We start from the raw sequence: 24,178 nt of genomic DNA, 5'->3' as shown, positions 1-24,178 counted from the left end.
CCCCGCGTGCGTCGCGTGCCCCGACAGCGCCCTGTGCTTCACGAGCGCCCCTGACGCGGTTACGGCGTGTGGGTGACGTCCTGATAGGTGCCCATCGCGTCGTTCTGCAGCGCTTCGCCGAGAGCCCGCATTCCCGGCTCGTCGACGAGGTCGATGGACGCGCCTGCCGGTGAGGTGCCGAAACCGGTGAACGGCGCGGTCACGAACGCGATGTCGCGACCTCGCAGGTTGCGCAGGGACAAGGCCTCGCTGCGCATCTTGCCCACCGTGAACGCGTCGTCGACCGTCAGGTTGGCCGTGCCGGCATCCACGAACTGCGCCAACCTGACGGGGTTGGTCAGGACGCTCTTGCTCAGGGACTTCAGCATCAGTGCCTTGATGAAGGCCTGCTGGCGACGGCCGCGCGAGATGTCACCCTCGCTGAGGTCATGGCGTTCGCGCACGAACGTGAGCGCCTCTTCGCCACCCATCTGCTGGTAGCCCTTGGTGAACGTGTAGCCGCCGTCGCTGCTCGACTCCTCGACATACACGTTGACCCCGCCCACGGCATCCGTCATGTTCTTGAAGCCCTCGAAGTCGACCATGGCGACGTGGTCGATCGGCACGCCGACGAGGTTCTGGATCGTCTGGACCAGCAGCGGCGACCGCCCGTAGGCGAAGGCCGCGTTGATCTTGTCCTTGCCGTGGCCGGGGACGCTGACGTAGAGGTCGCGCGGGAAGTGGACCAGCGTGACGGTCTTGCGGTCGCCCGCGATGTGCATGAGCACGATGACGTCGGAGCGGGCACCGGCCAGTCCGGCGCGGGCATCGGACCCGATGAACAGGATGTTCTGCGCCTGCTTGGCAACGGGCTTCTTCGTCGGCGCGGGCGCCGCGCCGCTGACTCCCGGAGTCGGCAGCAAGGATTCGGTGCGGACGTTCGAGCTCACCGTGTGGTTGAGGAAGAGCAGGTATGCCGCGATGCCTCCGACCACCACCAGGACGACGAGCGCCAGGATGACAGCCAGGGTCCGCCGAACGCGCGAACGCCTCTTGGGCGCCTTCGCGGGCGGGGACTGGGTCTCTTCGAATTGGTCGAGCACCCGGACAGTGTAGGTATCGACCGAGGCTGATCGGGAACGAACCACCGAGGGGCCCGGGCCGAACCGTAGAGTGGGATCGTGCAAGACGTCGGCGAGCGGTTGCGTGCCCAGGGGCGGCGGATGACGCCGCAGCGCCAGCGGGTGCTCGACGCAGTGGCTCGGCTGGGTCACGCCACGCCGGAGGACGTCGTGGCCCAGGTGGCGCGCGACGGCGGTCCGGCCCTGGCGCCGTCGACCGTCTACCGGGCCCTGGATGCCCTGGAGTCCCTGCAGGTCGTGGGACACACGCACCTCGACCACCGGGCGCCGAGCTATCACCTCGCCGACCACGCCGACCACATCCACCTCGTCTGCCGCACCTGCGGTCGCGTGCAGGAGTGCCCCAAGGAGTACGCCGAGGGCTTCGCGGGGAATGTTCTGACCGGTTCGGGCTTTGTTGCTGACGTGACACACATGGCGATCCACGGAGAATGCGGCACATGCGCGACGCGCTAGGGACGACCACCGAGTCCACCACCGAGCCCGGTATGCCGGCCGTGCCGCGCTCGGTGCTGCTCGGCCACGCCGGGGCCGTGGAGGGGGACGGCCCCGATGCGGCGGTCGCCGCCCACTACGGCGACCCGCTCCGCGAGCAGCGACTCCTCTCCGAGGGGCTGGCCGTCGTGGACCTGTCCCACCGCGGTGTCGTCACCGTCTCCGGACCCGACCGACTGTCCTGGCTCCACTCGATCACCAGCCAGCAGCTCACGGGTCTCGGCCCGCGGCAGTCCCGTGAGGCGCTCGTGCTGACCCCCAAGGGCCACGTCGAGCACGACCTCCACCTCGTCGACGACGGCGAGACGACCTGGATCACCACCGAGCCCGGACGGTCGGCCGCACTGGTCGGCTGGCTGGACTCCATGCGGTTCATGCTCAGGGTCGAGGTGGCCGACGTGACGTCCGAGTGGGCCGTCCTCGGCGAGCCGTCCGGGCTGGAGTCCCAACCGGGGGAGCGCCTGGCCTGGCGCGATCCGTGGCCCGACCTCGTGGGTGACACCGCGGCATACGGACCGGTCGAGGGGCACCCGGCGCTGGGGCGCGCCTGGCGTGAGGTCCTGGTCGAGCGCCCGGCGTTGGCCGAGGCGGTCGCAGACCGCGACCTCGCAGGCACGTGGGCGAGCGAGGCATTGCGCGTCACCGCCTGGCGTCCGCGGCTGGGCTTCGAGACCGACCACCGCACCATCGCCCACGAGGTGGACTGGCTCCGGACGGCGGTGCACCTGCACAAGGGCTGCTACCGCGGCCAGGAGACGGTGGCCCGCGTCCACAACCTCGGTCGTCCGCCCCGCCGCCTCGTCTTCCTGCACCTRGACGGGTCTGGGCACACGCTGCCCGAGCGCGGCGCACCCGTGATGGCCGGTGACCGACAGGTGGGTCAGCTGACCTCGGTGGCCAGGCACTTCGAGGACGGCCCCGTCGGCCTGGCGCTGGTCAAGCGCAACACCCCGGTCGACGAGGTCCTCGACATCGCCGGCGTGAGCGCCAGCCAGGTCGTGGTCGTCGCCCCGTAGGGACGGCGCAGGCGGGCCCAGCTGGCCCAGCCCGGGCGACGGTGCGCGGGCTCGGCTGGCCCCGCCCGGGCAGCGATGCGGCGCGGGCTCAGACCTTGGCGGTCTGGGCGCTGCGGTCGCGGGCGCGTTCCTTGCGGCTGCGGGCCGGCGTGATCGGTGCGTAGCCCTCGCCGTAGTAGTAGCTCTCCGCGTTCGCGCCACGGGTCGGGATCCGGTTGACCACCAGGCCCAGGACGTTCCCGTTGACCGCGTTGACGGACATGAGCGCGCGGCTGAGCTGCTCGCTGTTCACGACTCCACAGCCGACCACGAGCACGACTCCGCCGGTGATCGTGCTGAGGACCGTGGCGTCGGTCACGGGCAGCACGGGGGGAGCATCGATGATGACGTAGTCGAACATCTCCTCGAGCTGACGGATGGTCCGCGACATCGTCTCCGAACCGAGCAGCTCACTCGGGTTCGGCGGGATCTGGCCGGCGCCGAGCACCTGGATGCCGGTGTCACCGAAAGGCTGGAGCACGTCCACGAGCTCGGCCTGACCGATGAGGACGTTGGTCAGGCCGACCGAGCCCTCCATCCCCATGTAGCGCAGCAGCCGAGGGCGACGCAGGTCGCCCTCGATGACGCAGACCCGGGCGCCCGCGGCAGCCATGCTGATCGCGAGGTTGGCCGTCGTCGTCGTCTTCCCCTCGCCGGGCAGGGAGGACGTGAACACGATGGAGCGCGGGTGGTTGGCCGCATCGACGAACTGCAGGTTCGTGCGCAGGGCCCGGAACGCCTCGGCGCGCGGGCCGTGCGGGTCGGACTGGACGATGAGGGGGTTCTTCGGACCCTCGGGGTCGAAGGTGATCCCGCCGATGATCGTCGCGTCGACCGCCTCCTTGACGTCGCGCTCGCTCTTGATTGAGGTGTCGAACGTGTCGCGGAGCAGGGCGACACCGAGACCGACGAGGAGGCCGAGGACCACGCCGAGGCCGATGTTGCGCACCGGGTTCGGGCTGATCGGGCCCTCGGGGACCGAGGGCGGCCGGACGACCGAGACCTTGACCGGGCTGACCGAGTCCTCGGAGACGCGCTCGAGGTCCAGGATGCTCGTCGAGAACTGCTTGCCCACGGCGCTGGCGATGCGGGCGGCCTGCTCGGGGTCACGGTCAGAGACGAGGACGTCGATGAGGACGGTGTCGAGCGGCACGCTGGCGGTGATGCGGGAGCCCAGCTCGTCGGCGGTGCCCGGCAGCCCGAGGTCCTTGATGACCGGGTCGAGCACGGTCGGCGTGGTGATCAGGTCGGAGTACGACTTGACGCGCTGCTGGGTGAAGGTGTTTCCCTGCAGCAGCTGGGTCGAGTCCTGACCGCCCGAGGTCGACACGAACAACTGGGTGCGCGCCTGGTAGGTCTTGGGGCTCCACAGGGTGAGGAGTGCCGCCAGGGCCACCATCAGGAGGGTCACGGCAGCGATGGCACGCCAGCGCTTGCGCACGACCCGGTAGTAGTCGTGAAGGTCCACGGTCCTGCTTTCACTGTCTGGGCGCGGTCGATGAGCCCCGGTTGGGTTCGGTTGGCTTTGGGCGCCGACAGTCTCCCACACAACGTCGCGGGAACCGGGTTCCCCGTGCTGGAGCGGCCCTGCTGATGGCGGTGGGAGCGGCTGCCATGATGGCGCCCATGGCTCCCACGACCGGCACCCTGATCACCGTCGCGCCCACCGGCGCGGAACTGGCCAAGGCGGACTTCCCCCAGCTGCCCACGACGCTCGACGAGCTCGWCGAGACGGCCGTGGCCTGTGAGCGGGCCGGCGCCTCGATGATCCACCTGCACATCCGCGACGGTGAGCACCGACCGACGCTGGACGCCGGTCACCTCAAGGCTGCGGTGGACGCGCTCCGTGAGAGCACCTCCCTGGTCATCCAGCTGTCGACCGGGGGCAGCGTGCACGACCCGCTCGACCAGCGGCTCACGGTCCTGGACGCCGAACCCGACTCGTGCTCGCTCACCTGCGGCACCACGAACTTCGGCGACGACGTCTTCCTCAACCCCTACGGCTTCATGTCCGACCTCTACGTGCAGGCCCAGGAGCGCGAGGTGGTCCCCGAGTTCGAGCTGTTCGACCTGGGCCACGTCGCGTCGCTGGCCCGCCTCATCGACAGCCACGGCCTCCCGTTCGGGGGCAAGGTGCACGTCGACTTCGTGACCGGCGTGCCGGGAGGTATGCCGGGCACCCCCGCCGCGCTGCTGGCCGGCGTGGCGATGCTCCCGCCCGAGGTCACCTCGTGGTCCGCGACGGGCATCGGGCGCAGCCACCTGCCCGTCGCGGCCGCGGCCCTGGCCGCCGGCGGCCACCTGCGGGTGGGGATGGAGGACAACGTGGTCTTCGCCCGCGGCATACCCGTCGAGCACAACTCCCAGCTCGTGGAGCGGGTCGCCCACCTCGCAGAGGTGATGCAGCGCCCGGCGCTGTCGACCGAGGACGCCCGCCTGATGCTCGGGGTCAAGGACCGCCGCCGCTGACCCGCCCCGCGCCGCCGCTGACCAGCCCCACGCCACCGCTGACCCGCCCCGCCCCGCCCCTGATGTATGCCGTGTGATGGGGAACACGCTGCCTCCAGTTTGCATTCTGCTAACTAGAGCAAGCAGACTGGGGGCATGAGCCGAATTCCGTTGGGGCCGCTGGGCGGCAACAACCTGGGTGACTACCTGCGCGAGCAGCGTCAGTCCGCCCGGCTCTCGCTGCGCCAGCTCTCCGAGCTCGCCGGTGTCTCCAACCCCTACCTGTCGCAGATCGAGCGGGGCCTGAAGAAGCCCAGCGCCGAGATCCTCCAGCAGCTCGCCAAGGGCCTCGAGGTCTCAGCGGAGTCGCTCTACGTGCGGGCCGGGATCCTCGACGAGCGCCACGGCGACGCCCACACGACGCACGGCGCTGCGCTCGACACCAGGGCCGTCATCGGCGCCGACCCGCAGCTCACCGACCGTCAGAAGGCCGCGCTGCTCGACATCTACGACTCGTTCGTGGGCGTCGACGCGAGTGCGGGCCGCAGGCGCTCGTCCACCAGCACGACCGGCACCACCAAGCCCGGTACCACCACCCGTACCAAGACCCCTCGTAACAAAGGAGCATGACATGGCATTCGTTGCCGACATCCGCAAGACCGTCACCGACACCACCCCCGTGTTCGCCGCCGTCGGCCTGGCCGACCTCGCCGTCGAGAAGGTGCGCGACGCTCGCGTCAAGGCCACCGGCGTCCGGATCGACCTCGACCCCGCCACGCTGCAGACCAAGGCCCAGGTCCGCGTGACCGAGGTCGCCGAGCAGGCCCAGGAGCTCCCGGCCCTCGCCCTCAACCGCAGCCTCGAGCTGGCCGGCAAGGCGCAGGAGACCTACGAGACCGCGGCTGCCCGTGGCGAGAAGCTCGTCAAGCGCGTCCGCACCCAGAAGTCGACCAAGGACCTGCTCGCGCAGGCCGAGGCCACCTTCGCCCTGGGCAAGGGTGCGGTGACGACCGTGCGCAAGTCCGCCACGGAGATCCAGCGCTCGGCCAAGGCCACGCTGACCACCGGTCGCAAGGAGGCCGCTGTCGCCGCCGACGCCATCGCCGACTCGATCGTCGTCGAGGCCACGGAGGCCGGCACCGCGGTGAAGCAGTCCGCCACCCGGACCCGCACCGCTGCCAAGCGCACCGCGACCACCACGAAGAAGGCTGCCGCCAAGAGCACGTCCGCCACCAAGGGCGCGACGACCAGCGCGAAGAAGACGGCCACCGCCACCCAGAAGGCCGCCACCACGGCCGCCACGAAGGTCGGCGACTGACCAACCCCCAGCCAATCGGCCCTCTCCCGTGATCCGGGAGGGGGCCGTTTGCCTTGCCCCCACGTTTGCCCCCACGTTTGCCCTCACGGTCGCCCTCACGGTTGCCCGCGCGGTTGCCCGCGCACGGGTGGCTAGGCTCGCCGCGTGAGCACGCCGCAGACAGCCACCCCGCCCGCCCTCGACGACGCACCGGTCCTTGCGCACTACGTGCGCGGAGGCTTCGTCGAGTCCGCGCACCGAGCCTCCGTGGTCGCCACCGCCCCCGACGGCAGCCACCTGTTGGCGCTCGGGGCGGTCGACGACCCGATCTTCCCGAGGTCGTCGAACAAGCCGATCCAGACGCTGGCGATGGTGCGGGCAGGGCTGCGTATGCCGCCCGCGCACCTCGCGCTCGCGTCCGCCAGCCACTCCGGTGAGGAGTTCCACGTCGCGGCCGTGCGCGAGATGCTCGCCTCGGCGGGACTGACCGAGGCCGCCCTCCAGAACACGCCTGACTACCCAGTCAACGAGGCCGCGCGCGAGGCGGTGATCCGATCGGGTGGCAGCAAGACGCCCGTCATGCAGAACTGCTCGGGCAAGCACGCGGCGATGCTGGCCACGTGTGTGGTCAACGGCTGGGACATCGAGACCTACCGCGAGCCGAACCACCCCCTGCAGCAGGCGATCTCGAAGACACTCGCCGAACTCACCGGCGACGAGATCACCGCTGTCGCCGTCGACGGCTGCGGCGCCCCGGTGATGGCCGTGACGCTCGCGGGACTGGCCCGGGCCTTCGGCCGGATGGCCGCTGCCGCCCCCGGCACGCCCGAGGGCGAGGTGGCGGACGCCATCCGTGCCCACCCGGCATACCTCGGGGGCAGTGACCGCGACGTGACCGCCCTCATCGAGGCCACGCCCGGCCTCATCGCCAAGGACGGCGCCGAGTCCGTGTATGCCGTGGGGCTGGCCGACGGGCGCGGAGTCGCCGTCAAGGTCGCCGACGGGTACCCGCGCGCCAAGCCGGTCATCCTGGCCGCGGCGCTGCGGCGGCTCGGTGTCGACTCCCCGGCCCTTGCCCAGCTCGAGAACTCTCCCGTGCTCGGGCACGGCGAGGTCGTCGGCGGCATCGTCGCCGTCAACATCTGAGGCGACGTGCGAGCCGTCCTGCAGCGGGTCACGAGCGCCTCCGTCTCCGTGGAGGGCGAGGTCGTCGGGGCAATCGACCGACCCGGCCTCGTGGCCCTGGTCGGGGTGACCCACGACGACGGCCCGGCACAGGTCGACGCCCTGGCCCGCAAGATCAGCGAGCTGCGGATCCTGCGGGACGAGCGTTCGGTGCTCGACGACGCGGCTCCGGTGCTGGTCGTCAGCCAGTTCACGCTGTACGCCGACACTCGCAAGGGTCGGCGTCCGTCGTGGAACACCGCGGCGCCGGGCCCGGTCGCGGAGCCTGTCGTGGACGCGGTCGTCGCGGCACTGCGTGCTCGCGGCGTGGAGGTTGCCACGGGCCGGTTTGGCGCGATGATGGAGGTCACCCTCGTCAACGACGGTCCGGTCACCCTGATCGTGGACGTCTGACCCTTAGGCTGTGGCCATGTTCTCCGCGCTCGGTTCCGCACAGGGCATCGTGATCCTGCTGCTCAGTCTCTCGGCCTTCGCCGCCGAAGTGTTCGCGCTCGTCGACGCCCTGCGTCACCGGCCGGACGCGTTCATCGCGGCAGGCAAGCGCACCAAGAAGTTCTGGACGATCGTCACGGGCGTCGCGGTGCTGCTCGGTTTCATCTCGGTGGCGAACTCGTTCACCCTGTTCTCGGTGGGGATCATCGCCATCGTCGGGGCCGGTATCTACCTGGCCGATGTGCGTCCTGCTCTGCAGCAGGTCAGTGGCAGCGGCCGCGGGGGGCAGCACATGGGCCCCTACGGACCGTGGTGATGGGGGACGAGACCATGACCGGGAGGGCCGTGACCGGCAACGACACCGTGACCGGCAACGACACCGTGACCAGCAACGACACCGTGACCGGGGAACGAGCCGCCGAGGCATCGGAGCTGCCCGATCCGCGCGACGGCATCTTCACGGTGCACCGGCCCTGGGGGAACTTCCAGCAGTTCGTCTCCAACGAGCGCGTGACCGTCAAGATCATCACCGTCGAACCTGGCCACCGGCTGTCGCTGCAGACCCACGACCACCGGGGAGAGTTCTGGCAGGTCCTCGACGTGCCGATCGAGGTCACCGTGGGGGACCGCACCTGGACCGCAGCACCGGGCGAGCCGGTCTGGGTGCCCTGCAACGCGGTGCACCGGATGGCCAACAAGGGCGACCAGCCCGGCCGACTGCTCGAGATCGCCTTCGGCGACTTCGACGAGGCCGACATCGTCCGCCTCCAGGACGACTACGCCCGCGACGCCTGACCCCGCGTCGTCGCAAGGAACCTTTGCTAGCAAAGGTTCCTTGATGGTGGACAGGTTGCAACCTGTCCGCGTTCGAGTTTCCTTTGCTAGCAAAGGTTGCTGACGCCCCGAGGCTGGGTGCGTTTGGCGGGGGCGGGGGTGCGCGGGCTCAGGGGCGGGGCGCGACGGCTGACCAGTCCACGGTGACCTCGCCCAGACGCCACCTCGCCGGCCCGTCCTGGACCGGCCAGCCGTCCTCGCGCACGGCGTCCACGGCCGCCAGGAAGCGTTGCCGTACGCCGAAGCTCGCGTGGTGGGCTGCGTGCAGCCAGGCCGTGTCCAGGGCCTGGAGCCAGGCGTGGACCGGCTCACCGTCGATGTTGCGGTGGATGAGCGACTTCGGGAGGCGCTCGGCGATGTCGGAGGGGCGGTCGAGTCCCCGGAGCCGCCACGACAGGCTCAACGACACCGGGCCGGTGGGTGCGACGGCGATCCACGCGCTGCGCCGACCGAGCTCGTCGCAGGTGCCGTCGACGAGCAGGCCGTCGGGGGACAGCCGGTGCTGGACGGTCGCCCACGCGGCGGCCACGTCTGACTCGTCGTACTGCCTCAGCACGTTGAAGGCGCGCACGATGGTCGCCTGACGCCCGTCGATCGGCACCTCGAAACCACCGAGCCGGAACGAAAGCCCTTCGCGCTCAAGGGGTCTGCCCAGCGACACCCGTTCCGGCTCGATCTCGATCCCCACGACCTGGACGTCCTGTCGCACCCGCCGCAGGCGGTCATGCAGCTCGACGGCCGTCACCGGGGAGGCGCCGTACCCGAGGTCCACCACGACCGGCATACCGACGGCCCGCCTCAGGCGCCAGGCCTGGGGACCGGCCAACCAGCGGTCGACCCGGCGCAACCGGTTGGGGTTGGTGGTGCCGCGAGTGATGGTGCCCACGGGTCGCTGCACAGCCACGCGGGCAGCCTACGCGGCGAGGCGCCTAGGCTGGGCGGGTGCGAGCCCGGGACCGTGACATCAGCCGCAGCATGGTCGCGCTGGTGGCCTCACTGGGCGCCCTCGCGCTGCTCGGCCTCGTCACGAACCTGCCCGGGTGGCTGGGGCACGGCGAAGGTTTCGTCGACGTCGCGCCCGGGCTGCTGACGGTGAACCCCGAGGCCAAAGGGGTGGCGACCCTCGGTGGCGGCGTGACCGTGTCGCTCTACTCGGACGGCCTCCGGATCAACCGGGAGAGAGACCTGCTGCTGCAGACGGTGATCGGAGGGTCGATCCTGTCCGCCGTCGACGGCACTGCCACGACCAGCGGCGACGGTCGGACGCAGGAGCGGGTCACCCGCAGCTACGACAACCTGACCATCTCCGAGCTGGTCTTCCTGCCCGGCCGGGCGACGTACTTCGGCACGCTCAGCGACGGGTCGCGTTCGCTGCCGGTGACCTTGCGGATCGAGTCGGCCGGCAGCCTGATCAGGGTGGGGGCCTCGGTCAACGGTGCCGACGGAGTCGTCTGGCACCTCGATCGCGAACCCCTGACGGTCGGCATCCGTCCCGGCCTGCCGGCTGTCAACCTTCGCGACTCGGCGGCCTGGGTGGACCCGGGAGCGGTCGAGGGCCGGGCTGTCTTCACCACGCTCCTGCGTACCGACATCGGGGTGGGCCCGCAACGGGTGGCGCGGGGCGTCGACATCCGCGCGGCAGGGCGCACCGACATCCACATCTGGTCCGACGCCTGCTCCTTGACCGTGTCGTCCCAGGCCCGCCCGGCTCCGCAGCCGACTCGCGCCCCGGGCTGACCACCGCCCGGGGCGAGTTCGCGCGAGGCCGAGCACGGCGCTGGGCTGCGCACCGGCGTCGTGGGCCTCGGTGCCTGCGTGGCAGACTCGCAGCATGGGCTGCTGCGAACGCATCGACCGCGTCGCGATGCTGAGCGTCCACACCTCTCCGCTGGAGCAACCGGGCACGGGTGACGCGGGCGGGATGAACGTCTATGTCGTCGAGGTGGCGCACCAGCTGGCCAGGCGCGGCGTCGAGGTCGAGATCTTCACCCGGACCACGACGGCTGACCTGCCCCCCACGGTCGAGATGGAGCCCGGCGTCACCGTCCGCCACGTCACGGCAGGTCCCTACGAAGGGCTCGGCAAGGACGACCTCCCCGGGCAGCTGTGTGCCTTCGCCGCCGGGGTGATGCGCACCGGAGCCCACGAGGCGGAGGGCCACTACAGCCTGGTCCACTCGCACTACTGGCTGTCCGGCCAGGTGGGGTGGCTGGCCGCCGACCGCTGGCAGGTGCCGCTCGTGCACACCATGCACACCATGGCGCGGGTCAAGAACCTCCACCTCGCCGAGGGAGACACACCCGAACCCCCTGGTCGCGAGATCGGTGAGGTCCAGGTCGTGGAGGCGGCGGACCGCCTCATCGCCAACACCTTGGGCGAGCGCCACGAGCTGATCGACCTGTATGCCGCGGAGCCGGACAAGGTGGTCGTCGTGCCTCCCGGGGTGGACCTGTCGCTGTTCTCGCCGGGTGACCCGCGCGCGGCGCGTGCCGCCGTGGGCCTGCCACAGGACGCCAGGGTGCTGCTGTTCGTCGGACGGATCCAGCCGCTCAAGGCGCCCGAGGTGCTCATCAAGGCGGCGGCCGAGCTCCTGGCTCGGCACCCTCACTGGTCCGGGGAGCTGGTGGTCGCGGTACTCGGTGGTCCGTCCGGGTCCGGTCTGGCGCACCCGCGAGGGCTGCAGGAGCTGGCCGAGGGACTGGGCATCGCTGCGCAGGTGCGGTTCGTGCCGCCGGTCCCCAGGACCGAGCTGGCCGACTGGTACCGCGCCGCCGACCTCGTGGCGGTGCCCTCGCACTCGGAGTCGTTCGGGCTGGTCGCCGTCGAGGCGCAGGCGTGCGGGACCCCGGTCGTCGCTGCCGACGTCGGGGGTCTCCCCACCGCGGTCGGCGACGCGGGGATCCTGGTCGACGGCCACGACCCCCACACCTGGTCCCTGGCCCTCGAGTCCCTGCTGCTGGACCCGCAGCGGCGCGAAGCCCTGAGCCGCAGGGCGATCGAGCACGCCGCGCTGTTCGGCTGGGATCGCACGACCGAGCGGCTCTACGAGGTGTACGTCGAAGCCTGTCGGGCCAAGAGCTACTCCAACGACACTCCCTCTCCCAACGGCTCGCTCGCCGGCGTGCCTGCGGCGGTGGTCCCGTGAGCGAGCTGATCTCGACCGTCGAGGGGTTCCTCGCGGAGGCCGGGATCGAGTGGGAGCAGGGAGCCCGCGAGGATGAGTTCGTCCTGACCCTGCCGGGCGAGAAGAAGCTCAAGACCGTCGTCTCACTGGTGGCCGGCGGCGACGCCCTCTCGGTGTCGGCCTTCGTCATCCGCAACCCGGACGAGAACCACGAGACCTTCTACCGCTACCTGCTCCGCAAGAACCTGCGACTGCCGGGCCTGGCCTACGCGGTCGACAAGGCGGGCGATGTCTACGTGACCGGACGCGTACCCGCGGCCGGCGTCGACGCGGCATACCTGGACCAGGTGCTCGGTGTGGTCCTGGAAGCCGCGGACGCGCACTTCAACGAGCTGCTCGCGATCGGCTTCCTCACCAGCATGCAGAAGGAGTGGGACTGGCGCGTGTCGCGGGGGGAGTCGTTGCGCAACCTCGAGGCTTTCCGCCACCTGCTGGAGCACGACTGAGCGGCGGCGGGCTGTCTCGCTAGGCTGGCCCGCATGGCATACACCCTCATCCTGCTGCGCCACGGGCACTCCGACTGGAACGCCAAGAACCTCTTCACGGGCTGGGTCGACGTCGACCTGAACGACCAGGGTCGCGAGGAAGCCGTCAACGGTGGAAACCTGTTGAAGGACAAGGGAGTTCTGCCCACCGTCGTGCACACGTCGGTGCTCCGGCGCGCGATCAACACGGCCAACCTCGCGCTCGACGCGGCGGACCGGCACTGGATCCCGGTGCGGCGCGACTGGCGCCTCAACGAGCGGCACTACGGCGCGCTCCAGGGCCTCGACAAGGCGGCGACGCGCGACAAGTACGGCGACGAGCAGTTCATGCTCTGGCGCCGGTCGTTCGACACACCACCGCCGCCCATCGATGCCGGGTCCGAGTTCGACCAGGGCGGCGACCCGCGCTACGCCGGCATCGAGGTGCCGCGGACCGAGTGCCTCAAGGACGTCATCGAGCGGTTCATGCCCTACTGGGAGGGGCCGATCCAGGACGACCTGCGGGCCGGTGAGACGGTGCTCGTCACGGCCCACGGCAACAGCCTGCGCGGGCTCGTCAAGCACCTTGACGGCATCAGCGACGAGGACATCGCCGCCCTGAACATCCCGACCGGTCAGCCGCTGGTCTACACCCTCGGCGAGGATTTCATGCCGACCAAGCCGGGCGAGTACCTCGACCCCGAGGCCGCTGCCGAGGCCGCCGCAGCCGTCGCCAACCAGGGCCGCTAGGGCTCGACGGGTCAGTCGGGTCGGACGTCGAAGGGGTCGTTGTCGTTGGGGACTCTCAGCGGCCAGGTGCAGGTCAGGGCACCTGACTCGTCGTAGGTCTCGACCAGCCATCGAGTCGTTTCGCTGTCTGGTCCCGGCGGCCCCCCGCCGCCGAGTCCGGCGCTACTGAGGACCGGTGGCGCGGTCTTCCTGCTCCTCGTGGTCCTCGGCGACATCCCATTCACCGGTGACCAGGTAGACCACGCGGTGGGCTACCGAGACCGCGTGGTCGGCGAAGCGCTCGTAGTAGCGACCGACGAGGGTCATGTCGACGGCCGCCTCGGTGCCGTGCTTCCACGTGCCATCGATGAGGTGGCTGAACAGCGTGCGGTGCAGCTCGTCCATCGCGTCGTCGTCGCGCTCGAGGGTCTTGGCGTCCTCGACGTCCTTGGCCGCGATGACCTGCCCGCACTTGGCGACGATGCGCTCGGCCACCTGCCCCATCTGCAGGATCGTGGCGCGGATGTCGGCGGGCACGGCGGAGTCGGGGTAGCGCAGCCGGGCGACCTTGGCCACGTGCCGGGCGAGGTCGCCCATGCGCTCGAGGTCGGCGCTCATGCGCATGCTGGTGACGACCATGCGCAGGTCGGTGGCGACCGGCTGCTGTCTGGCCAGGAGGTCGATGGAGAGCGCGTCGAGGTCCTCGCGCATGCGGTCCAGCTCCTTGTCGGCCTTGATGACCGACTCAGCCAGCTGGATGTCGGCGTCGAGCAGGGCCGTGGTGGCCCGGGCCATGGCGGACCCGGCCAGACGTGTCATCTCGACGAGCTGGTCGGAGATGGTGTCCAGGTCCTCGTGAAAGGCGTTGCGCATTGCTTCCCTAGGGGTGTTGGGCACGGGTGGGCGTGGTGCGGTGTGCGAGCCGAGGCTCCCACGGGGCAGTGAACGATCGGGTGACCTCAGGTGAACATCTGGGTACACCCGTGCGTTGGGGTGTCGTTTCGTGCTCGGAAGGGGATGTGCCGCACCGTACATTGATGCTGTGGATGCGACCAGCGCTGCCGTCTTGGCCGGGTTCGCCGGACTGTTGACCGGCGCCCTGGCCGTCATTGCCGTGCGCTACTCGGAACGCCAGCAGACCAGTGTGCCGCCCACCCAGCCCGTGACACCGCTGCCGTCGGGGGTGGCTGACGTCCTCGCGGTGCTGCGGTCCAGCGCGATCGTCGTCGACTCGGCCGACGAGGTCATCAACAACTCACCGTCGGCCGCTGCCTACGGCCTGGTCAGGGGCAAGGAGCTGGTCCACAGCGAGCTGCGCCACCTGGCCAGACAGGTCCGCCGCGACGGGGTCATCCGCGAGTCCCAGCTCGAGCTGGCCCGCGGCCCGCTCGGCCAGGCCCGCTCGATCATGCACGCCAGGGTGGCGCCGCTGGGCAGCAGCCACGTGCTGCTGCTGGTGGAGGACCACACCCAGGCCAGGCGCGTGGAGGAGGTCAGGCGTGACTTCGTGGCCAACGTCAGCCACGAGCTCAAGACCCCCGTGGGTGGACTGGGCCTGCTGGCCGAGGCGATCCAGGACGCCAAGGACGACCCTGAGGCGGTCGAGCGGTTCGCCTCGCGGATGCAGGTCGAGAGCCATCGGCTGGCCCAGCTCGTCAAGGAGATCGTCGACCTGTCGCGGCTGCAGGTGGCCGACACCCTCCACGAACCCCGCCTCGTCGACGTGACGGCGGCCGTCCACGAGGCCATCGACTACTCCCGGGTCGGCGCCGACGCCAAGCGGATCGACATCGCGGAGGCCTGCGCGCCCGACCTCAAGGTCTTCGGCGACGAGGCGCTGCTCGTCACCGCCGTGCGCAACCTGATCGGCAACGCCGTCGCCTACTCCGAACCGGGGACCCGGGTCGCCGTCGGCGGTCGCCTCGCGGGCGAGATGGTCGAGATCACCGTGACCGACCAGGGCCAGGGCATCCCCACGACCGAGCAGGCGCGCATCTTCGAGCGCTTCTACCGCGTGGACGGCGCGCGCTCGCGGGCGACCGGCGGGACCGGACTGGGCCTGGCCATCGTCAAGCACATCTGCGCCAACCACGGCGGCGACGTCGGCGTCTGGAGCGAGGAGGGGCGCGGGTCGACCTTCACGATCCGCCTTCCCGCCGCGGTCGACCGCAGCGGGTCCTCGCCTCCGTCGCCGGGCCAGTCACCAGAGCAACCCCACCCGACCCGAGGAGACACCCCGGCATGACCCTTCTCAACTGGCCCCGCTCCTCGTTCCTCCGGGCCTCACTCCTCCGTCGCTCGTGTCCTCGAAAGGTCGTCGCGTGACCCGCATCCTGGTCGTCGAGGACGAGATCTCGTTCTCGGACCCCCTGTCCTACCTGCTCCGCAAGGAGGGCTACGAGGTCGCCGTCGCCGAGACCGGACCCGAGGCGCTCGCCGACTTCGACCGGGCGGGTGCCGACCTGGTGCTCCTCGACCTGATGCTCCCGGGCCTGTCAGGCACCGAGGTATGCCGTGCGATCCGGTCGCGCTCGAACGTCCCCGTCATCATGCTCACCGCCAAGGACAGCGAGATCGACAAGGTCGTGGGCCTCGAGATCGGCGCGGACGACTACGTGACCAAGCCCTACTCCTCCCGCGAGCTGCTGGCCCGGATCAAGGCGGTGCTGCGCAGGCTGGCCGAGCCCGAGGACCTGCTGCCCGCCACGATCGAGGCCGGTCCGGTGCGGATGGACGTCGAGCGGCACATCGTCACGGTCTCGGGCGAGCCGACCCAGCTGCCGCTCAAGGAGTTCGAGCTGCTCGAGATGCTGCTGCGCAACACCGGCCGGGTGCTCACGCGCATGCAGCTCATCGACCGCGTCTGGGGCAGCGACTACGTCGGCGACACCAAGACGCTGGACGTCCACGTGAAGCGCCTGCGCGCCAAGATCGAACCCGACCCTGCCGACCCCCGGCACATCGTGACCGTGCGCGGACTGGGCTACAAGTTCGAGTCCGACTGAGCCAACCCCCGGGGTTCTCGCCCTGTTGGAAGTGAAACTGCCGGATATTCGGCAGTTTCACTTCCAACAGAAGGGGAGACGCGGGGTCAGGGAGTCGCGGTCGCCGTGGGGGTGTCCGTGGCGGGCGGGTTGGTCGGGGCGAGCGAGGCGTAGTACCCGCTGGCCGACAGCACCGGCACCACCACGACGACGGCGGGTGCGCTCGGGGACTGCACGCTCAGCGTGACGACGTCGCCGGCGCTGACCGGCACGCCCGGGAGCTGCACCTGGGTCGCGTCGGAGAGGCGACGTTGGGAGTGGGCCGGCGCCTCGGCATACACGGGCTGTCCCTGGGGCAGGGCGAAGGCGATGCGCTGCGCCTCGCCGCCGGTGTTGCTGACCGCCGCCGACAGCACGCCGGGCTTGTCCTTCCCGCCACTGATGACGACGAGGTCGCGCAGCTGAACGGCACCGAGGTCCACGGGGACACCGTCGGCCGCGACGTAGGGGACGTCCGTCTGCATCGGCGACTGCGTCTGGCAGGCCGAGAGCGCAAGGGCGGCACCGGCCACCGCGACCGGCAGCAGGCGTCGCAGGGAGGGACGCGGACTGGTGGAACGGCCTCCGGAACGGCGGGCCAGCGAGGTTCGGCGGGTCACGGGGGACAGCCTACCGGCCGACTGCCGGGCGTGTGCCCGGGACCGTGCACCCGTGCGCGTTGCACGGAAGTGGCCATTCTGTCAAGACCGAATTCGTTGCCCCGCAAGGCCTTTGCGCGCCCCTGACCTGCGCAAACGCATTCTGGCTGGCTTTCCTGACGTCGGCGTGGCGTGATATTCTGAGGGTCGCGAAAGGGGAAAACAGCACATGGTTTTCAAGGTCGGCGAGACGGTCGTGTACCCCCACCACGGGGCTGCACTCATCGAAGAAATCAATACCCGCACGATCAAGGGCGAGGAGAAGATCTACCTCAAGCTCAAGGTGGCCCAGGGCGACCTGACGATCGAGGTCCCTGCAGACAACTGCGAGGACATCGGCGTTCGGGACGTTGTCGGACAGGAGGGCCTGGACAAGGTCTTCGCCGTCCTTCGCGCCCCCCACACCGAAGAGCCGACCAACTGGTCGCGCCGCTACAAGGCCAACCTCGAGAAGCTCGCCTCCGGCGATGTCATCAAGGTGGCCGAGGTCGTCCGCGACCTGTGGCGTCGTGACAAGGACCGTGGCCTGTCGGCCGGCGAGAAGCGCATGCTCGCCAAGGCCCGCCAGATCCTCGTCTCCGAGCTCGCGCTCGCCGAGAAGACGAACGAGGACAAGGCCGAGGCAATCCTCGACGAGGTGCTCGCCTCCTGAGCGTTGCCGTCGTCCTCGTCGCTGGAGGGCAAGGCACTCGGCTCGGCGCCACCCAGCCCAAGGCCTTTGTGGTCGTGGCGGGTATGCCGTTGCTCGAGCACGCCGTCCAGCGCGCCCTGACGGCGCCGGAGGTTTCACACGTAGTCGTGGTCGCGCCCGCTTCCCACCTGAGGGAGGCGGGCGCGATCGCGTCCCGGAGCAGCCGGCCCGACGACGTGGACGTGGTCGCCGGTGGTGCCGAGCGCACCGACTCCGTGGCCGCCGGCCTCGCGGCGCTGCGCGCCGACGACGGCATCGTGCTGGTCCACGACGCGGCCCGGGCCCTCGCCCCGCCCAGCCTGTTCTCCCGGCTGGTGCACGAGGTGCGGTCGGGGCACCCGGCCGTGGTCCCCGGCATACCGGTCACGGACACCGTCAAGGTGGTTGACGCCGCCGGGCGCGTGACCGCGACGCCTGACCGCACCCGCCTGCGGGCGATCCAGACACCGCAGGCGTTCCTGCGGGAGGTGCTGGTGCACGCCCACGCCTCGGGTGAGCAGGCCACCGACGACGCGGCGCTGGTCGAGCGGATGGGCGGGCACGTGCGGGTGGTCGACGGTGACCTGCTCGCGTTCAAGATCACGACGCCGGACGACCTTGCCATGGCCGAGCGCCACCTCGCCGACTAGCGACCCAGGGCTACGGCGACAGTGCTGAGACGACCTCGTCCCACGGGGTGACGGGTCCGGCGGGGGCCGGCGCGTGGAGCGTGCTGATCCACCCGTCGACGAGCCGGCCGCGCTCGACGAGCAGGTCGGGCACGAACGCCGGCACCGGGAACCCGGCTCGCCAGACCGCCTTCGCGCTGCCCCAGTTGCCGGCGTGCGCCTCCCAGCGGATGGCCTGCCACCCGAGGGTGTCGAAGGCGTGGGCGACCACGAGCCGCACCGCCTCGGACATCACACCCCGCCCGCGGAACGCCGGGTGCGTGACGTAGCCCAGGTCCCCGGCGCCGTCATCGACGGGCATGGCGCGCAGGTCGATCGTCCCGGCATAGCGGCCCTCCACCTCGATGGCCCACGAGATGAGGCGGTCCGACGGTTCGAGCAGCCCCGAGAGGTACTCCTGCGCCATCTCGCGGGTGTACTCCAGCGGGATCGTCGTGAACTGCCGGGTCGAGGGGTCGATGCAGCGTACGTAGATCGCGTCGAGGTCGTCCGACGAGTGGGGCCGAAGGGTCACCAGGTCGCCGGCGAGCACGGGGATGGCCAGTGGCTGCGTCGGTTCGCTCATGCCGGGCAACGCTAACGGCCCCGGCGCACCCGGCTCACCTCGTTATCCGGGCCCCGGGTGGTTGGATGGACGACATGGGGACCACCGGTATGCCGCGCACGGGCGTGGGCGTGGACGTGCACGCCTTCGCACCGCAGGGTTCGGACCGGGAGCTGTGGCTGGGCGGCCTTCTGTGGCCGGGCGAGACCGGGCTGGAGGGCCACTCCGATGCGGACGTCGCCTGTCACGCGGCCTGCGACGCGCTGTTCTCGGCTGCCGGTCTCGGTGACCTCGGCGTCCACTTCGGCACCGACCGGCCTGAGCTCGCGGGAGCGTCGGGGCTGGTGCTGCTCGGCGAGGCCGTCCGGCTCGTGCGCGAGGCAGGCTTCGAGATCGGCAACGTCGCCGTCCAGGTCATCGGCAACCGTCCAAAGATCGGGACGCGCCGTGCGGAGGCGCAGGACGCCATGACAACCTGCGTGGGGGCTCCGGTGTCGTTGAGCGGGACGACGACGGACGGGCTGGGGCTCACCGGTCGCGACGAGGGAATCGCCGCGATCGCGACCGCTCTCGTCCGCCCCACCACCTGAGGAGCCCCGCATGCCGCAGACCGTCAAGGGAGTCATCGCCCGCAGCAAGGGAGCCGACGTCGAGCTCGTCGACATCGTCGTGCCCGACCCCGGACCCGGTGAAGCCGTCGTCCAGGTCCACTCCTGCGGGGTCTGCCACACCGACCTGCACTACCGCGAGGGCGGCATCAACGACGAGTTCCCCTTCCTGCTCGGCCACGAGGCCGCGGGCGTCGTCGAGTCCGTCGGCGAGGGCGTCACCGAGGTCGCGCCGGGTGACTTCGTCATCCTCAACTGGCGCGCCGTCTGCGGGCAGTGCCGGGCGTGCGCCAAGGGCAAGCCCTGGTACTGCTTCAACACCCACAACGCCACGCAGAAGATGACCCTCGAGGACGGCACGGAGCTCAGCCCGGCGCTCGGCATCGGCGCCTTCATCGAGAAGACCCTGGTCGCCGCGGGGCAGTGCACCAAGGTCGACGCCGAGGCCGACGCCGCGGCGGTGGGCCTGCTCGGGTGCGGGGTGATGGCCGGGTTCGGCGCCGCGGTCAACACCGGTGGTGTGGGTCGTGGCGACTCGGTCGCGGTCATCGGGTGTGGTGGAGTCGGCAACGCCGCCATCGCCGGGGCCTCGGTCGTGGGGGCGACGACGATCATCGCCGTGGACGTCGACGACCGGAAGCTCGAGACCGCCAGGTCCTTCGGCGCCACCCACACCGTCAACGGCAAGGACGAGGACGTCGTCGAGCGGATCCGTGAGCTGACGGGCGGGTTCGGCGCCGACGTGGTCGTCGAGGCGGTCGGCCGGCCGGAGACCTACGAGCAGGCGTTCTATGCCCGCGACCTGGCCGGCACGCTGGTCCTCGTCGGCGTCCCCACCCCCGACAAGCAGGTCACCCTGCCGATGATCGAGATCTTCGGCCGCGGTGGCGCGCTCAAGTCCAGCTGGTACGGCGACTGCCTGCCGAGCCGTGACTTCCCGATGCTGGTCGACCTCTACCGGCAGGGCCGGTTCGACCTCGACGCGTTCGTGTCGGAGCGGATCGGGCTCGGTGACGTCGAGGGCGCGTTCGCCAAGATGGAACGCGGCGAGGTCCTCCGCTCGGTGGTCGTGCTGTGAGCGACGACAGCCGGAGCCGCGAGACCGACGACACCGGGATGCCGTCCATCTCGCCGTCCGCGGGTGGCGTGCGTGTGGACCGGATCGTCACGTCCGGGACCTTCGAGCTCGACGGCGGCAGCTGGGAGGTCGACAACAACGTCTGGGTGGTGGGTGACGACAGCGAGTGCGTCATCATCGACGCCGCCCACGACGGCAGGAAGATCGTGAAGTCGATCGACCTCCAGCGCAGGGTCACCGCCGTCATCTCCACCCACGCCCACAACGACCACATCAACGCGGTCGCCGAGGTGTGCGACGGCACGCGCGCCCCGGCATACCTGCACCCTGCGGACCGGATGCTCTGGGACGAGATCTATCCCGTCACCCCCGACCGCGACCTGGCCGACGGCCAGGTGATCACGGTCGGCGACGTCGAGCTGCACGTGATCCACACACCCGGCCACACGCCGGGGTCGTGCTCGCTCTACGTCCCGGCGCTCGACGTGGTCTTCACCGGGGACACGCTGTTCAACGGTGGCCCGGGTGCGACCGGGCGGTCCTACAGCGACTTCCCGACGATCATCGAGTCGATCCGCGACCGGCTGCTGACCCTGCCCGACGAGACGGTGGTGCTGACCGGTCACGGCGACGCGACGGTGATCGCGGCCGAGGCGCCGCATCTGCAGGAGTGGCTCGACCGGGGCCACTAGACCCCGCGGGCGGGTGGGCGCGGCGCACTCGGCGGTTCGGGCTGACCGCCCCTCGCAGGTAGCCTTGCGCCGTGAGTCTTCGCCTGTACGACACCGCCGCGCGCGAGCTGCGCGACTTCACCCCTCTGGTCGCCGGTCGGGTGGGCATCTACATCTGCGGGCTCACGACCCAGGGAGCACCCCACATCGGTCACGTGCGGTTCGCCGTGGCGTTCGACGTGCTGCGCCGGTGGCTCGAGGGTCGCCATGGCTACGACGTCACCCTGGTCCGCAACGTCACCGACATCGACGACAAGATCCTCGCCAAGTCCGCCGACGCGGGGGAGCAGTGGTTCGCGCTGTCCTACCGCAACGAGGTCGCCACGGCCGCTGCGCTCGACTCGCTGGGCGTGCTGGCCCCGACCTACGAGCCGCGGGCCACCGGCCACATCCCCGAGATGGTCGCCCTGATGGAGACCCTCGTCGACAAGGGCCACGCCTACGCCGCGACCGACGAGAGCGGAGACGTCTACTTCGACGTCAAGAGCTTCCCGGACTACGGCTCGCTGACCCACCAGAAGATCGACGACATGGAAGCCGCCGAGGACGCCGACCCGCGGGGCAAGCGCGACCCGCGTGACTTCGCCCTCTGGAAGGGGCGCAAGGAGTCGGAGCCGGCCACCGCGTCCTGGGCGACGCCGTTCGGCACGGGGCGCCCGGGCTGGCACCTGGAGTGCTCCGCCATGGCGCGCAAGTACCTCGGCGACACCTTCGACATCCACGGTGGCGGCGTCGACCTGCGCTTCCCCCACCACGAGAACGAGCAGGCCCAGTCGCACGCGGCCGGCCTCGGCTTCGCGACCTACTGGCTGCACAACGCCTGGGTCACCGTGGGCGGCGAGAAGATGAGCAAGTCGCTCGGCAACAGCCTGATCGTCTCCGAGGTCACCAAGGTCGCCCGCCCGCTGGCGCTGCGCTACTACCTCACGGCGGCCCACTACCGCTCCACGATCGAGTACCACGAGGGCTCGCTGCGCGAGGCCGAGGCGGCCGTCGAGCGCATCGAGGGCTTCCTCGCCCGTGCGTTGCGGGCCCTGCCCGAGGGAACGTCCACCACGCCGGACCATGCCACCGTGCCTGAGGCGTATGCCGCGGCGATGGACGACGACCTGAACGTCTCGGGCGCGCTCGCCGTGGTCCACGACACTGTCCGGGCGGGCAACACCGCCATCGACGACGGTGACGACGACGCGCTGGCGACGGCGTTCGGCGCCGTCCTGGCCATGACCGACCTGCTCGGCATCAACCCGCTCGACCCGCACTGGGACGGCGGCAGCGACACCGGTGCCGGCGATGCCCAGGACGCGCTCGATGCGCTGGTGCGAGTTCAGCTGGACGCCCGAGCCACGGCTCGGGCAGCGCGCGACTTCGCCACAGCGGACGCGATCCGCGACCAGCTGGGCGCGGCCGGCATCGTCATCGAAGACACGGCGTCGGGAGCGAACTGGTCGCTCGCCCGCCGCGAGAGCTGAGAGGAACACCCATGGCTGGCAACTCACAGCGACGCGGCGCCGTTCGCAAGGGCGCGTCGAAGAAGGGGCCGCAGGTCGGTTCCGGGGGTCAGCGCCGTCGCGGCCTCGAGGGCCGCGGTCCGACGCCGAAGGCCGAGGAGCGGCCCAAGCACAAGGCCAACCGGATGGCCAYCGCCGCCGAGAAGCGAGCGGGCGGCGGGTCCAAGCCGGGTGCCCGCCCCAGTGCGAGCCGTGGCGGCTCCCGACGGGGCAAGGCCTCCAGCGAGATCGTCGCCGGTCGCAACTCGGTCGTCGAGGCGCTGCGTGCCGATGTGCCGGTGACGACGATGTACGTCGCCGGGCGGATCGACTCCGACGACCGCGTCCGGGAAGCCCTCAAGACCGCCACCGCCAAGGGCATCGCGATCCTGGAGACCCCGCGCGGTGAGCTGGACCGGCTCACCGACGGTGCGGTCCACCAGGGACTGGCCCTGCAGGTCCCGCCGTACGAGTACGCGCACCCGAGCGACTTCATCGATCCGGAAGCACCCGGCATACCCCTCGTGGTGGCCCTCGACGGAATCACCGACCCCCGCAACCTGGGCGCCATCATCCGCTCGGTGGCGGCGTTCGGCGGCCACGGCGTGGTCGTGCCCGAGCGTCGGTCCGTCGGCATGACCGCCAGCGCCTGGAAGACGTCGGCCGGTGCCGCGGCCCGCGTCCCGGTGGCCCTGGCCGCCAACCTGACCCGCGCCCTGGAGGAGTACCGCAAGGCGGGCTTCTTCATCCTGGGGCTCGACATGGAGGGCGACGTCCAGCTGCCCGACCTCGAGCTCGCCACCGAGCCGATCGTCATCGTGACCGGGTCGGAGGGCAAGGGACTGTCCCGCCTGGTGCGGGAGAACTGCGACCAGATCGTGTCGATCCCCATGTCGTCGGCAGTCGAGTCGCTGAACGCAGGCATCGCGACGGGAGTTGCGCTGTACGAAGTTGCGCGGCGTAGGGCGATCTGACCACACGAAACGGGACGTATCCGCTAGCGTTTCGCCCTGTCGCGCCCATGGGGGAGCGGCGCCCGCAAACTCGAAGGGAACAACCGCATGTCTGACTACGGCACCCCGCCGCCTCCTCCGCCCCTCGCCGCTGGTGGCATGGGTGGCGGCGCAGTGGACCACCCCAAGGGGATCACCATCCTGGTCCTCGGCATCCTGTCCGTCCTCTGCTGCTCGCCGCTCGGCATCGCAGCGTTCCTGATGGGCAACAACGCCCTGCGCGAGATCGACGCGGCGCCGGGTCGCTACGGCAACCGCCAGATCGTCCAGATCGGCCGCATCCTCGGCATCGTCGGCATGGTGTTCCTCGTGCTGTCGCTGCTCTGGGTCATCTTCTTCGGTGGCCTCGCGGCGCTCTCGGGCAGCAGCAGCACCTGACGATGCTCACCGTGGAGCGCGAGGCGGCTTCGACCAGGGACGTCACTTCCC

General features: G+C 70.6%; 29 protein-coding genes. 23 read left to right on the top strand and 6 right to left on the bottom strand.

What is annotated here, in order from left to right; genetic code table 11:
- Window positions 1–59 precede the first annotated feature (59 nt).
- Window positions 60–1,082 carry an LCP family protein gene (locus AC1DVZ_RS11835; RefSeq protein ID WP_477618393.1) on the bottom strand — a complete coding sequence of 341 codons (1,023 nt, stop codon included), beginning with the start codon at window positions 1,080–1,082 and terminating at the stop codon, window positions 60–62.
- A 78-nt stretch (window positions 1,083–1,160) separates the two neighbouring features.
- On the opposite strand from AC1DVZ_RS11835, the gene AC1DVZ_RS11830 reads away from it, so the two are divergent.
- Both AC1DVZ_RS11830 and ygfZ read left to right on the top strand, forming a co-directional pair.
- Window positions 1,161–1,577 carry a Fur family transcriptional regulator gene (locus AC1DVZ_RS11830; RefSeq protein ID WP_477618392.1) on the top strand — a complete coding sequence of 139 codons (417 nt, stop codon included), beginning with the start codon at window positions 1,161–1,163 and terminating at the stop codon, window positions 1,575–1,577.
- Window positions 1,562–2,632 (top strand): CAF17-like 4Fe-4S cluster assembly/insertion protein YgfZ, encoded by a 1,071-nt coding sequence (gene ygfZ / locus AC1DVZ_RS11825; RefSeq protein ID WP_477618391.1) that lies wholly within the window; start codon window positions 1,562–1,564, stop codon window positions 2,630–2,632. The genes AC1DVZ_RS11830 and ygfZ overlap by 16 nt, the downstream gene beginning before the upstream one ends.
- Window positions 2,633–2,720: 88 nt before the next feature.
- Here the strand turns inward: ygfZ and AC1DVZ_RS11820 are convergent, their stop codons facing one another.
- Window positions 2,721–4,139, bottom strand: coding sequence for a tyrosine-protein kinase domain-containing protein (locus AC1DVZ_RS11820; protein WP_477618390.1), 1,419 nt, complete (start codon window positions 4,137–4,139; stop codon window positions 2,721–2,723).
- A gap of 158 nt (window positions 4,140–4,297) precedes the next feature.
- Between AC1DVZ_RS11820 and AC1DVZ_RS11815 the strand changes: the two genes are divergently transcribed.
- The 7 genes from AC1DVZ_RS11815 (at window position 4,298) to AC1DVZ_RS11785 (ending at window position 8,828) form a co-directional block, all read left to right on the top strand.
- Complete coding sequence (locus AC1DVZ_RS11815; protein WP_477618389.1) at window positions 4,298–5,140, top strand: beta-keto acid cleavage family enzyme; 843 nt, start codon at window positions 4,298–4,300, stop codon at window positions 5,138–5,140.
- Between the two features lie 135 nt (window positions 5,141–5,275).
- Entirely contained in the window at window positions 5,276–5,749 is a 474-nt protein-coding gene (locus AC1DVZ_RS11810) for a helix-turn-helix domain-containing protein (RefSeq protein WP_477618388.1), read from the top strand.
- Window position 5,750: 1 nt separating this feature from the next.
- Complete coding sequence (locus tag AC1DVZ_RS11805) at window positions 5,751–6,437, top strand: hypothetical protein (RefSeq protein WP_477618387.1); 687 nt, start codon at window positions 5,751–5,753, stop codon at window positions 6,435–6,437.
- A 144-nt stretch (window positions 6,438–6,581) separates the two neighbouring features.
- Window positions 6,582–7,562 (top strand): asparaginase, encoded by a 981-nt coding sequence (locus AC1DVZ_RS11800; RefSeq protein WP_477618386.1) that lies wholly within the window; start codon window positions 6,582–6,584, stop codon window positions 7,560–7,562.
- A gap of 6 nt (window positions 7,563–7,568) precedes the next feature.
- The gene (gene dtd, locus AC1DVZ_RS11795) at window positions 7,569–7,994 is read left to right on the top strand and encodes a D-aminoacyl-tRNA deacylase (protein ID WP_477618385.1); all 426 of its coding nucleotides are present in this window, start codon (window positions 7,569–7,571) and stop codon (window positions 7,992–7,994) included.
- A 16-nt stretch (window positions 7,995–8,010) separates the two neighbouring features.
- Window positions 8,011–8,349, top strand: a complete 339-nt coding sequence (locus AC1DVZ_RS11790) for a DUF2516 family protein (RefSeq protein WP_477618384.1) — start codon at window positions 8,011–8,013, stop codon at window positions 8,347–8,349.
- A gap of 14 nt (window positions 8,350–8,363) precedes the next feature.
- Window positions 8,364–8,828, top strand: a complete 465-nt coding sequence (locus AC1DVZ_RS11785) for a phosphomannose isomerase type II C-terminal cupin domain (RefSeq protein ID WP_477618383.1) — start codon at window positions 8,364–8,366, stop codon at window positions 8,826–8,828.
- Between the two features lie 148 nt (window positions 8,829–8,976).
- On the opposite strand, the gene AC1DVZ_RS11780 is transcribed toward AC1DVZ_RS11785, so the two are convergent.
- The gene (locus AC1DVZ_RS11780) at window positions 8,977–9,765 is read right to left on the bottom strand and encodes a class I SAM-dependent methyltransferase (protein WP_477618431.1); all 789 of its coding nucleotides are present in this window, start codon (window positions 9,763–9,765) and stop codon (window positions 8,977–8,979) included.
- A gap of 44 nt (window positions 9,766–9,809) precedes the next feature.
- Between AC1DVZ_RS11780 and AC1DVZ_RS11775 the strand changes: the two genes are divergently transcribed.
- The 4 genes from AC1DVZ_RS11775 (at window position 9,810) to AC1DVZ_RS11760 (ending at window position 13,265) form a co-directional block, all read left to right on the top strand.
- Window positions 9,810–10,604, top strand: a complete 795-nt coding sequence (locus AC1DVZ_RS11775; RefSeq protein WP_477618382.1) for a hypothetical protein — start codon at window positions 9,810–9,812, stop codon at window positions 10,602–10,604.
- A gap of 94 nt (window positions 10,605–10,698) precedes the next feature.
- On the top strand, window positions 10,699–12,012 hold the full coding sequence (gene mshA / locus AC1DVZ_RS11770; RefSeq protein ID WP_477618381.1) for a D-inositol-3-phosphate glycosyltransferase: 1,314 nt from the start codon (window positions 10,699–10,701) through the stop codon (window positions 12,010–12,012).
- Window positions 12,009–12,497, top strand: coding sequence for a YbjN domain-containing protein (locus AC1DVZ_RS11765; RefSeq protein ID WP_477618380.1), 489 nt, complete (start codon window positions 12,009–12,011; stop codon window positions 12,495–12,497). Before mshA ends, AC1DVZ_RS11765 begins: the two co-directional genes overlap by 4 nt.
- A gap of 33 nt (window positions 12,498–12,530) precedes the next feature.
- Complete coding sequence (locus tag AC1DVZ_RS11760) at window positions 12,531–13,265, top strand: phosphoglyceromutase (protein WP_477618379.1); 735 nt, start codon at window positions 12,531–12,533, stop codon at window positions 13,263–13,265.
- Window positions 13,266–13,427: 162 nt separating this feature from the next.
- On the opposite strand, the gene phoU is transcribed toward AC1DVZ_RS11760, so the two are convergent.
- Window positions 13,428–14,117, bottom strand: coding sequence for a phosphate signaling complex protein PhoU (gene phoU / locus AC1DVZ_RS11755; RefSeq protein ID WP_477618378.1), 690 nt, complete (start codon window positions 14,115–14,117; stop codon window positions 13,428–13,430).
- Between the two features lie 169 nt (window positions 14,118–14,286).
- Here phoU and AC1DVZ_RS11750 point away from each other — a divergent pair, with 169 nt between their 5' ends.
- Both AC1DVZ_RS11750 and AC1DVZ_RS11745 read left to right on the top strand, forming a co-directional pair.
- Window positions 14,287–15,489: a sensor histidine kinase gene (locus tag AC1DVZ_RS11750; RefSeq protein ID WP_477618377.1), complete on the top strand. Its 1,203-nt coding sequence runs from the start codon at window positions 14,287–14,289 to the stop codon at window positions 15,487–15,489.
- Between the two features lie 76 nt (window positions 15,490–15,565).
- Complete coding sequence (locus AC1DVZ_RS11745; RefSeq protein ID WP_477618376.1) at window positions 15,566–16,249, top strand: winged helix-turn-helix domain-containing protein; 684 nt, start codon at window positions 15,566–15,568, stop codon at window positions 16,247–16,249.
- Window positions 16,250–16,335: 86 nt separating this feature from the next.
- Here the strand turns inward: AC1DVZ_RS11745 and AC1DVZ_RS11740 are convergent, their stop codons facing one another.
- A complete protein-coding gene (locus tag AC1DVZ_RS11740; RefSeq protein WP_477618375.1) occupies window positions 16,336–16,887 on the bottom strand; it encodes a hypothetical protein in 552 nt (183 codons plus the stop codon).
- 208 nt (window positions 16,888–17,095) lie between these two features.
- Here AC1DVZ_RS11740 and AC1DVZ_RS11735 point away from each other — a divergent pair, with 208 nt between their 5' ends.
- Both AC1DVZ_RS11735 and ispD read left to right on the top strand, forming a co-directional pair.
- Complete coding sequence (locus AC1DVZ_RS11735) at window positions 17,096–17,578, top strand: CarD family transcriptional regulator (protein ID WP_056922091.1); 483 nt, start codon at window positions 17,096–17,098, stop codon at window positions 17,576–17,578.
- On the top strand, window positions 17,575–18,246 hold the full coding sequence (gene ispD / locus AC1DVZ_RS11730) for a 2-C-methyl-D-erythritol 4-phosphate cytidylyltransferase (protein ID WP_477618430.1): 672 nt from the start codon (window positions 17,575–17,577) through the stop codon (window positions 18,244–18,246). Before AC1DVZ_RS11735 ends, ispD begins: the two co-directional genes overlap by 4 nt.
- Before the next feature lie 10 nt (window positions 18,247–18,256).
- Here ispD and AC1DVZ_RS11725 read toward each other — a convergent pair whose 3' ends face one another.
- Window positions 18,257–18,850, bottom strand: coding sequence for a GNAT family N-acetyltransferase (locus tag AC1DVZ_RS11725; RefSeq protein WP_477618374.1), 594 nt, complete (start codon window positions 18,848–18,850; stop codon window positions 18,257–18,259).
- Window positions 18,851–18,924: 74 nt separating this feature from the next.
- Here AC1DVZ_RS11725 and ispF point away from each other — a divergent pair, with 74 nt between their 5' ends.
- From ispF to AC1DVZ_RS11695, 6 genes are all read left to right on the top strand, one after another.
- Entirely contained in the window at window positions 18,925–19,419 is a 495-nt protein-coding gene (ispF, locus tag AC1DVZ_RS11720; RefSeq protein WP_477618373.1) for a 2-C-methyl-D-erythritol 2,4-cyclodiphosphate synthase, read from the top strand.
- A 10-nt stretch (window positions 19,420–19,429) separates the two neighbouring features.
- A complete protein-coding gene (locus AC1DVZ_RS11715) occupies window positions 19,430–20,515 on the top strand; it encodes an S-(hydroxymethyl)mycothiol dehydrogenase (RefSeq protein WP_477618372.1) in 1,086 nt (361 codons plus the stop codon).
- Between the two features lie 38 nt (window positions 20,516–20,553).
- Window positions 20,554–21,207: an MBL fold metallo-hydrolase gene (locus tag AC1DVZ_RS11710; RefSeq protein WP_477618429.1), complete on the top strand. Its 654-nt coding sequence runs from the start codon at window positions 20,554–20,556 to the stop codon at window positions 21,205–21,207.
- Between the two features lie 71 nt (window positions 21,208–21,278).
- Window positions 21,279–22,718 (top strand): cysteine--tRNA ligase, encoded by a 1,440-nt coding sequence (gene cysS, locus AC1DVZ_RS11705; RefSeq protein WP_477618371.1) that lies wholly within the window; start codon window positions 21,279–21,281, stop codon window positions 22,716–22,718.
- Window positions 22,719–22,729: 11 nt separating this feature from the next.
- Window positions 22,730–23,710 carry a 23S rRNA (guanosine(2251)-2'-O)-methyltransferase RlmB gene (gene rlmB, locus AC1DVZ_RS11700; protein ID WP_477618370.1) on the top strand — a complete coding sequence of 327 codons (981 nt, stop codon included), beginning with the start codon at window positions 22,730–22,732 and terminating at the stop codon, window positions 23,708–23,710.
- 87 nt (window positions 23,711–23,797) lie between these two features.
- Window positions 23,798–24,127 carry a hypothetical protein gene (locus tag AC1DVZ_RS11695; RefSeq protein ID WP_477618369.1) on the top strand — a complete coding sequence of 110 codons (330 nt, stop codon included), beginning with the start codon at window positions 23,798–23,800 and terminating at the stop codon, window positions 24,125–24,127.
- The last annotated feature ends 51 nt before the right edge of the window (window positions 24,128–24,178 follow it).

Source organism: Pedococcus sp. P2_E5 (assembly GCF_056403895.1).
Note: the sequence above shows the minus strand (reverse complement) of the source record. Positions and strands in the feature narration are given on the sequence as shown.

Bases quoted from the DNA above. Each gene is read 5' to 3' on its own strand.
- AC1DVZ_RS11710 (WP_477618429.1), top strand. From the start codon at position 20,554: ATGCCGTCCATCTCGCCGTCCGCGGGTGGCGTGCGTGTGGACCGGATC.
- AC1DVZ_RS11725 (WP_477618374.1), bottom strand. From the start codon at position 18,850: ATGAGCGAACCGACGCAGCCACTGGCCATCCCCGTGCTCGCCGGCGAC.
- AC1DVZ_RS11695 (WP_477618369.1), top strand. From the start codon at position 23,798: ATGTCTGACTACGGCACCCCGCCGCCTCCTCCGCCCCTCGCCGCTGGT.
- ispF (WP_477618373.1), top strand. From the start codon at position 18,925: ATGGGGACCACCGGTATGCCGCGCACGGGCGTGGGCGTGGACGTGCAC.
- AC1DVZ_RS11805 (WP_477618387.1), top strand. From the start codon at position 5,751: ATGGCATTCGTTGCCGACATCCGCAAGACCGTCACCGACACCACCCCC.
- AC1DVZ_RS11785 (WP_477618383.1), top strand. From the start codon at position 8,364: ATGACCGGGAGGGCCGTGACCGGCAACGACACCGTGACCGGCAACGAC.
- AC1DVZ_RS11790 (WP_477618384.1), top strand. From the start codon at position 8,011: ATGTTCTCCGCGCTCGGTTCCGCACAGGGCATCGTGATCCTGCTGCTC.
- AC1DVZ_RS11715 (WP_477618372.1), top strand. From the start codon at position 19,430: ATGCCGCAGACCGTCAAGGGAGTCATCGCCCGCAGCAAGGGAGCCGAC.
- mshA (WP_477618381.1), top strand. From the start codon at position 10,699: ATGGGCTGCTGCGAACGCATCGACCGCGTCGCGATGCTGAGCGTCCAC.
- AC1DVZ_RS11810 (WP_477618388.1), top strand. From the start codon at position 5,276: ATGAGCCGAATTCCGTTGGGGCCGCTGGGCGGCAACAACCTGGGTGAC.
- phoU (WP_477618378.1), bottom strand. From the start codon at position 14,117: ATGCGCAACGCCTTTCACGAGGACCTGGACACCATCTCCGACCAGCTC.
- AC1DVZ_RS11735 (WP_056922091.1), top strand. From the start codon at position 17,096: ATGGTTTTCAAGGTCGGCGAGACGGTCGTGTACCCCCACCACGGGGCT.
- AC1DVZ_RS11760 (WP_477618379.1), top strand. From the start codon at position 12,531: ATGGCATACACCCTCATCCTGCTGCGCCACGGGCACTCCGACTGGAAC.